5 protein-coding genes are annotated in these 7,361 nt (G+C 71.3%); 4 read left to right on the forward strand and 1 reads right to left on the reverse strand.

Features of this window, described 5'->3' with window-relative positions; translation table 11 throughout:
• A partial coding sequence (locus Aph01nite_RS40220; RefSeq protein WP_204046351.1) for a winged helix-turn-helix domain-containing protein occupies positions 1–301 on the forward strand: 301 nt, incomplete at its 5' end.
• Positions 298–1,488: a sensor histidine kinase gene (locus Aph01nite_RS40225; RefSeq protein ID WP_204046352.1), complete on the forward strand. Its 1,191-nt coding sequence runs from the start codon at positions 298–300 to the stop codon at positions 1,486–1,488. The genes Aph01nite_RS40220 and Aph01nite_RS40225, both read left to right, overlap by 4 nt.
• On the opposite strand, the gene Aph01nite_RS40230 is transcribed toward Aph01nite_RS40225, so the two are convergent.
• Complete coding sequence (locus Aph01nite_RS40230) at positions 1,485–2,915, reverse strand: alpha/beta hydrolase (protein WP_204046353.1); 1,431 nt, start codon at positions 2,913–2,915, stop codon at positions 1,485–1,487. The genes Aph01nite_RS40225 and Aph01nite_RS40230 overlap by 4 nt on opposite strands.
• A 274-nt stretch (positions 2,916–3,189) precedes the next feature.
• On the opposite strand from Aph01nite_RS40230, the gene ppdK reads away from it, so the two are divergent.
• Positions 3,190–5,808, forward strand: a complete 2,619-nt coding sequence (ppdK, locus tag Aph01nite_RS40235) for a pyruvate, phosphate dikinase (protein WP_204046354.1) — start codon at positions 3,190–3,192, stop codon at positions 5,806–5,808.
• 148 nt (positions 5,809–5,956) lie between these two features.
• The gene (locus tag Aph01nite_RS40240) at positions 5,957–7,186 is read left to right on the forward strand and encodes a deoxyguanosinetriphosphate triphosphohydrolase (RefSeq protein WP_204046355.1); all 1,230 of its coding nucleotides are present in this window, start codon (positions 5,957–5,959) and stop codon (positions 7,184–7,186) included.
• Positions 7,187–7,361 lie beyond the last annotated feature (175 nt).

Below are 7,361 nucleotides of genomic sequence, written 5' to 3' on the forward strand. Positions count from 1 at the left end.
GGCCGTGCTGGAGGTCGGGGACCTGCGCCTGGACACCGCGCGGGTGGAGGCGTACCGGGGTGGCAGGCCGCTCAGCCTGACCCCCAAGGAGTTCGGCGTGCTGCACTACCTGATGACCCGGCCCGGCCACGTCGTCTCCACCGAGGAACTGCTGGAACACGTCTGGGACGAGCACACCGACCCGTTCACCAACACCGTGCGGGTGACCGTCGGCACGCTCCGGCGCAAGCTGGCCGGGGACGGCGACTCGCCGATCGAGACCGTGATCAGCCGCGGCTACCGGCTGCGGGGGGCGAGGTGAGGCTCTTCGTGCAGACGATCAGGTTCCGGCTCACCGTGCTCTACTCCGGCCTGCTGATCGCCTCGGCCGCGCTGCTGCTGGGGGCCATCTACTTCGCGGTCGCCAACGCCACCGAGCAGCGGCCGTACACGGTGGAGTACGCCAAGGCGCAGACCCGGTCGGGGCAGTACCTGGGCAAGATCCCCGTGGTGCAGGTGGAGGAGGTGGAGAACGCGGTCAACGTGCGCACCATGGAGACGCTGCGCAACTACTCCATCGGCACCCTGGCCGGGCTCTTCCTGGTGGCGCTGGTGATCGGCTGGGTGCTGGCCGGCCGGGCGCTGCGGCCGATCCGCTCCATCACCAGGACCGCCGCCGAGATCCAGGCCACCGACCTGGCCCGCCGGATCAACCTGGAGGGACCCCGGGACGAGCTGCGCGACCTGGCCGAGACCGTGGACACCATGCTCGGCCGCCTGGAGGACGCCTTCCGGGCCCAGCGCCAGCTCATCGACGACGCCTCGCACGAGCTGCGCAGCCCGCTCGCCATCATCCGGGCCAACCTGGACGCGGTGCTGGCCGCGCCCGAGGCCACCGAGGAGGAGCGGCACCGCGCGGTCGCCATCGTGGACCGGGCCACCACCCGGATGACCCGCCTGGTGGAGGACCTGCTCGCCTCCGCCCGGCGCCAGGCGCCCGCCTTCGTGGACGCCGACGTGGACCTGGCCGCCATCGCCAACGAGGCGTGCGAGGAGTTCGCCGCCCTCGCCCTGGCCCGCAACCTGACGCTCCGCCGCCGCCTGCGCCCCGGCCTGTCCACCGTCGGCGACCACGACGCGCTGCGCCGCGCCGTCGGCAACCTGATCTCCAACGCGGTACGGCTCGCGCCTCCCGGCACCGACGTGACCGTGGCGGCGGGCGAACGCGACGGCTGGGTGTGGGCGGCCGTCCGGGACGCCGGCCCCGGCATCGCCGAGGACGAGCGGGACCGGGTCTTCGACCGCTTCTGGCGCGGCCACGCCGGGGGCGACGTCAGCAGCCGCAGGGACCGGCACACCGGGCTCGGCCTGGCCATCGTCCGCCAGATCGTGGAGTCCCACGGCGGCCAGGTCCGGGTCTTCTCCGAACTGGGCACGGGCAGCACGTTCGTGCTGTGGCTGCCCGGCCCGAATCCGGGCGCGGTCCCGGAAGGCGACCCGATGGGTTAGGGGCACACGCTCCCGTCCTCGGGCGTCTTCCCTTGCAGGAAGTAGTCGTTGATCAGCGAGTCGATGCAGCTGTTCTGGCCGTACGCGCCGTGGCCCTCGCCCTTGAGGGTCAGCAGCACGCCGGTGCCCAGCTGCTGGGCCAGCTTCGGCGCCCACTCGTACGGCGTGGCCGGGTCGTTGGTGGTGCCCACGACCACGATCGGCCCGGAGCCCCGCGCGTCGATGTGCCGGTTGCGGTCGTCCCCGGGCACCGGCCAGACGCTGCACTGGCCCGCGCTGGCGGAGTCCGGCCCGAAGATCGGCGACTTCTCGGTCAGCGCCTTGGCCAGCTCCACCGACTCCTCGACGCTGGGCCGGTCGGTGGTGTCCGCGCAGAGGATCGCGGTCAGCGACGACTGCAGCGTCGTGTAGGTGCCGTCGGGCTGCCGCCCGCTGTAGGAGTCCGACAGGTTGAGCAGGCCGGAGCCGTCGCCCCCGATGGCGGACGCGATGGCCTGAGTGAGCAGCGGCCACGTCATCTCGCTGTAGAGCGCCTCCACGATGCCGGTCCTGGCCACGTCGGCGGTGACCAGCCGGCCCTGCACGTTGAGCGGGTGGCTCTTGAGCCGCTCGATCAGGGCGACCACGGCGGTGTTGCCGTTGAACGGGCAGTCCTGCCGGGCGCAGTCGGCGAGGTAGTTGTCGTAGGCCCGCTGGAATCCCTTGGTCTGGGTCCGCGCCTGCTCCAGCAGGCCCACGGACGGATCCAGCGCCGAGTCCAGCACCATCCGGCCGGTGGAGCCCGGGTAGAGCGTCGCGTACAGCGCGCCGAGGTGCGTGCCGTAGGAGAAGCCGAAGAAGTTGAGCTTCGGGTCGCCCAGCCGGGTCCGCATGACCTCCATGTCCTTGGCGGCGTTCAGCGTCCCGACGTACGGCAGGATCGGCCCCGAGTTGCGCTTGCACGCCTGCGCGAACTCGGTCAGCAGCCGGGTCTCGACGGCCACGTCCAGCGTGGGCTCGGCGGACAGGAACGCCTCGAACCGTTTGGGGTCCAGGCAGCGCACGCCCTCGCTGCGCTCCACGCCGCGGGGGTCGAAGCTGACCAGGTCGTACCGGCCGCCCAGGGTGCGGAAGGCGGCGGCCGCGTCGGCCAGGGTGCTGACGCCGGAGCCGCCGGGGCCGCCGAAGTTGAAGACCAGCGAGCCGATCTTGGCGCCGGGTCCGGTGGCCCGCAGCCGGATCATCGCGATGCCGATCGTCGCCCCGCCGGGCTTGCCGTAGTCCAGCGGCACCCGCATGGTCGCGCACTGGAAGCCCGCCGCGGGCGCGAGCTTCTCGCACGGCCCCCAGGCGAGCTCCACGGGTGTCGCCGTCATGGGCGGGGCGGGCGCGGCCGAGCCGCACGCGCACAGTGCCAGCAGCGCGGCAAGGGCCGCCAGACGCCTCATCAATACCCCCGATAGCTCTCGGGGGCTTCTTCCCCCAGAAATGGTCTACACCAATTAACGTGCGGGCAACATTTCGCACTCCTGGAGAATTGGTTTATACCACTGCGGGCCTGGAAAGAATGGCCGATTTTTACGCTCTGCTGAATTGGATTAGACCGCTTTATGGGCATCTAGCTGGGCAAATGGTTACACGTGACAGTCGTGACGTTTCATGGTGTTCTTTGTCGGTAGAGTCCTTGGGCGGGTCGTTCCGCGTTTGATGAAGGAGCTCATCGTGCCGAAGTTTGTTTACGACTTTACCGAGGGAAACAAGGATCTTCGTGATCTGCTCGGGGGTAAGGGCGCCAATCTCGCGGAAATGACCAATCTCGGGCTGCCGGTCCCGCCCGGTTTCACGATCACCACTGAGGCGTGCCGGACGTACCTGGCGGACCGTACGGTCCCGGCCGAGGAGATCGCGACCCACCTGGCCAAGCTTGAGGCGACGATGGGCAAGCGGCTCGGCGACGCCGAGGACCCGCTGCTGGTGAGCGTGCGCTCCGGTGCCAGGTTCTCGATGCCCGGCATGATGGAGACCGTCCTCAACATCGGCCTCAACGACGACTCCGTCCTGGGCCTGGCCGCGCAGTCGGGGAACGAGCGCTTCGCGTGGGACTCCTACCGGCGGCTGATCCAGATGTTCGGCAAGACCGTGCTCGGCATCGACGGCGAGCGGTTCGAGGAGGCGCTGGAGGAGCTCAAGGCCGGCCGGCAGGACCTCGACCTGGACGCGGCCGACTTCCGCCGTCTCGTGGACGTCTACAAGGAGATCGTCAAGCAGGAGCGGGACCGCGAGTTCCCCGGTGACCCGCGCGAGCAGATGGAGCTGGCCATCCGCGCCGTCTTCGACTCCTGGCACGCGCCGCGCGCGGTGCTCTACCGCCGCCAGGAGCGCATCCCGGACGACCTCGGCACGGCCGTCAACGTGGTGGCCATGGTCTTCGGCAACCTGGGCATGGATTCCGGCACCGGCGTCGCGTTCACCCGCGACCCCGCCACCGGGCAGCGCGGCGTCTACGGCGACTACCTGCAGAACGCGCAGGGCGAGGACGTGGTGGCCGGCATCCGCAACACCATCCCGCTGCAGGAGCTGGAGCGGATCGACCCGACCTCCCACCACGAGCTGCTCGACATCATGGCCCGCCTGGAGGGCCACTACCGCGACCTGTGCGACATCGAGTTCACCATCGAGCGCGGCAAACTCTGGATGCTCCAGACCCGGGTCGGCAAGCGCACCGCCGCGGCCGCCTTCCGGATCGCCGTCCAGCTGGTCGACGAGGGACTCATCGGCATCGACGAGGCGGTGCTGCGCTGCACCGGCCAGCAGCTCGCCCAGCTGATGTTCCCCCGCTTCACCGAGGGCGCCGCCAACACCCTGCTGACCACGGGCATGAACGCCTCGCCCGGCGCGGCCGTCGGCCAGGCCGTCTTCTCCTCCGAGCGCGCCGTCGAGCTCGCCGCCCGGGGCGAGGCCGTGATCCTGGTACGGCGCGAGACCAACCCCGACGACCTGGCCGGCATGATCGCCGCCAGGGGGGTGCTGACCTCACGCGGCGGCAAGACCTCGCACGCCGCCGTGGTCGCCCGCGGCATGGGCAAGACCTGCGTCTGCGGAGCCGAGGAACTGGAGGTGGACACCAAGGGCCGCCGGTTCACGGTCAACGGCACGGTGGTCGAGGAGGGCGACGTCATCTCCATCGACGGCACCAGCGGCGCGGTCTACCTGGGCGAGGTGCCCGTGGTGCCGTCGCCGGTGGTGGAGTACTTCGAGGGCGAGGAGCCCGCCGGCGAGCTGGTGGCGGCCGTGCACCGGATCATGACGCACGCCGACGAGTCCCGGCGGCTGGCCGTACGGGCCAACGCCGACAATCCCGAGGACGCGGCCAGGGCGCGGCGGTTCGGGGCGCAGGGCATCGGGCTGTGCCGTACCGAGCACATGTTCCTGGGGGACCGGCGGCAGCTGGTCGAGGACCTCATCCTGGCCGAGAACCCGCGGGAGCGGCAGTCCGCCCTGGACGCCCTGGAGCCCCTGCAGAAGGCGGACTTCGCCGGGATCTTCGCGGCGATGACCGGGCTGCCGGTGACGATCCGGCTGATCGACCCGCCGCTGCACGAGTTCCTGCCCGACCTGGTGGACCTGTCGGTCAAGGTGGCCACCGGCGCCGGGACCGAGAAGGACGAGCGCCTGCTGGCCGCCGTCAAGCGGCTGCACGAGCAGAACCCCATGCTGGGCCTGCGCGGCGTACGGCTCGGCCTGGTCATCCCCGGCCTGTTCGCCATGCAGGTCCGCGCGATCGCCCAGGCCGCCAGGGAGGCCGGCAAGGCCCGTGCCGAGATCATGATCCCCCTGGTCGGCGCGGTCCAGGAGCTGGAGAGCGTACGCGACGAGGCGCTCAAGATCCTCGACGAGGTGGGCGTGCACGCGCTCATCGGCACCATGATCGAGGTGCCGCGCGCCGCGCTGACCGCCGGGCAGATCGCCGAGGCCGCCCAGTTCTTCTCCTTCGGCACCAACGACCTGACCCAGATGACCTGGGGCTTCTCCCGCGACGACGTCGAAGCCTCCTTCTTCGGGAAATACCTGGATCTGGGGATCTTCGGGGTGTCGCCGTTCGAGACCCTCGACCGGGACGGCGTCGGCCGCCTGATGCGGATCGCCGTCGCGGAGGGCCGCGCCACCAGGCCGGACCTCAAGCTGGGCATCTGCGGCGAGCACGGCGGCGACCCCGACTCGGTCCGCCTCTGCCACGAGATCGGCCTCGACTACGTGTCCTGCTCGCCGTTCCGGGTGCCGGTGGCCCGGCTGGAGGCGGGCCGGGCCGCGCTGGCCGGGGCGGAGTCCGACACCAGGTAACGACACCGGGTAGCGACACCGGGTAATCCGCGGGTCGATCCGGGCCTTCCAGTTCGGGGCCACTGTTTCCGCCGTGTTTGTCGTTGAGAGGGGTGTTTGGGGGTACTGTCTCACTCCCTCGCCGAGAACTCGCGAGATTGGGGGACACGTGACGCCGTACACCGAACACGACAAGGCACGATGGGTTCCCGAACCGCCGGGGCAGACCGCCGGCCGCGGCCCGTTCGAGCGGGACCGGGCGCGGGTCCTGCACAGCGACGCGCTGCGCCGCCTGGCGGCCAAGACGCAGGTGGTCACGCCGGGGGAGCGCGGCACGCACAGTCCGCGCACCCGGCTCACCCACTCGCTGGAGTGCGCCCAGATCGGCCGCGAGATGGCCGGCGTGCTGGGCCGGGACCCCGACCTGGTGGAGACCGCCTGCCTCGCCCACGACCTGGGCCACCCGCCGTTCGGTCACAACGGCGAGACCGCCCTGGACGCGGTGGCCCGCCGCTGCGGCGGCTTCGAGGGCAACGCGCAGAGCCTGCGCCTGCTCACCCGCCTCGAAGCCAAGGTCCTCACCGAGGACGACCGCAGCGCCGGGCTCAACCTCACCCGCGCCGCCCTGGACGCCGCCATCAAGTACCCCTGGTCCCGGGAGTCCGGCGCCAAATACTGCGTCTACCCGGACGACCGCCCGGTCTTCGACTGGGTACGGCAGGGCGCCCCCGAAGGCCGCGTCAGCTTCGAGGCGCAGATCATGGACTGGGCCGACGACGTCGCCTACTCCGTGCACGACCTGGAGGACGCGCTGCACTCCGGCCACGTCACCCCCGAGTGCCTGCGCGACCCCGAGGAGCGCCGCGAGGTCTGCCGCACCACCCGCGCCTGGTACGCGCCCGACGCCGACCCGGGCGAACTGGAGGACATCTTCACCCGGCTGGCCGCCGACCCTGTCTGGCCCGCCCACTTCGACGGCGGCCTGGCCGACCTGGCCGCGCTCAAACGCCTCACCAGCACCACCATCGGCCGGTTCTGCCGCGCCGCCCAGGACGCCACCCGGGCCGCCTACCCGGCCGACACGGCCGGGCGCCACGACGCCGACCTCGTCGTGCCCCGCCTCACCCGGCTGGAGTGCGCCCTGCTGAAAGGCGTCACCGCCCACTACGTCATGACCCGCGACGACCACCACGCCACCCAGCGGCGGCAGCGCGAACTCCTCACCGAACTGGCCTCGCTGATCACCCTGGGCGCGCCGGGCACTCTCCAGCCCGACCTGCGGCCCTCCTTCGAGCAGGCACCCGACGACGCGGGCCGCCTCCGCGTGGTCGTCGACCAGATCGCCTCCCTCACCGACGCCTCCGCGATCGCCCTCCACGCACGGCTCGGGTCGGCGTAACGAATGGGAATCCCCGGGTCCGGCAAATCCCGGGTTCCGGTCGACGAGCCCGGCAACCAGGCGGATACTCCGGCACGCAGCCTGGCTCGGCCACGCCTGTGTCTGGACCACCAAGCCTTCTCAACCCGGCAATCCCTCCGCTCCCCGGCGATCATGCGGCTTGGCCGCGCCGGCG

The organism is Acrocarpospora phusangensis, from assembly GCF_016862995.1.
Classification (GTDB): domain Bacteria; phylum Actinomycetota; class Actinomycetes; order Streptosporangiales; family Streptosporangiaceae; genus Acrocarpospora; species Acrocarpospora phusangensis.